A 1,060-nucleotide genomic window follows, 5' to 3' on the forward strand; every position below is an offset into this window, starting at 1 on the left:
GGTCGCTGGTGTAGTTGGCCAGGCAGTGCCCGCGCAGCTGCGGGAAGTTCGACGTCGCCAGGTCACGCGGGCGCCAACCGGGCACCCAGGTGTCCAGCGTGACGACGATGGCTCGGTAGCCGGACCTCTCGGCGCGCTGCACCACGCTGGCGGCCAGCTCGCGGTCTTTCGGCGTGTACAGCTGGAAGAAGCCCGGCGTGTCACCGAACTCGGTGACGATGTCCTCCAGCGAGTCGGCGGTGAGGGTGGACACCACCATCGGCACTCCGGTGATCGCGGCGGCGCGGGCGGTGGCCAGGTCGCCGTGCCCGTCTTGGCCGCAGATGCCGATGACGCCGATGGGTGCCATGAACACTGGCGACGGCAGCGTCATCCCGAACAGCTCCACCGACAGATCGCGTTCGGCTGCCCCGACGAACATCCGCGGGATCAGCCCCCAGCGGTCGAACGCGGTGACGTTAGCCCGCTGGGTGTGCTCGTCGCCGGCGCCGCCGGCGACGTAGGACCACACCCACGGCGGCATCGCTGCGGACGCCTTGGCCTGCAGTTCGGAATAGGTCATCGGCAGCGACGGCACCACCCCGGATAGTCCCTGCAGGTAGATCTCGAACTGGTAGTCCCCGAATGCCATGTGCCCTACCCTGCCAGACGCATCAGCCGGCCGCCTCGGTGTCCTGCTCGCTACGGGCGAGTTCCTTCTTCCACTGGCGGAACGTCTCCTCGGTGCGCCCGCGGCGCCAGTAACCGGAGATCGACGACCATTTGGCCTCCACGCCGCGTTGCTTGCAGACGTAGGGGCGAAGGTTGTGCATGACGGCCTGGGCCTCACCGTGGATGAAGGCCTGCACCTGGCCGGGCAGCCACAGGGCGGTGGTGACCGCCTCGACCAGCGGCGCGTGGTCACCGGCGCGGTCCTGGCCGACCAGGTCGGCCCGGCCGCCGCGGTAGATCCAGTTCAGCTGCACCGACGGCGGCACGGTGAGCTCGGTTTCATGTTCGGGGCCGGCGATCTCGATGAAAACCTTGCCGGTGGCGTCGGCCGGCATCGCTTCCAGCGCGG

At 69.2% G+C, this 1,060-nt stretch carries 2 protein-coding genes; both read right to left on the reverse strand.

The window, feature by feature from the left end; all coding sequences use genetic code 11:
• On the reverse strand, positions 1–631 hold a 631-nt coding region (locus AC2VON_RS19905; RefSeq protein ID WP_486954487.1), incomplete at its 3' end, for an alpha-hydroxy-acid oxidizing protein.
• 22 nt (positions 632–653) lie between these two features.
• The coding region (locus AC2VON_RS19910) for a siderophore-interacting protein (protein ID WP_486954488.1) at positions 654–1,060 on the reverse strand (407 nt) is incomplete at its 5' end.

The sequence above is a fragment of the Mycobacterium sp. TH-M82 genome, from assembly GCF_057473605.1.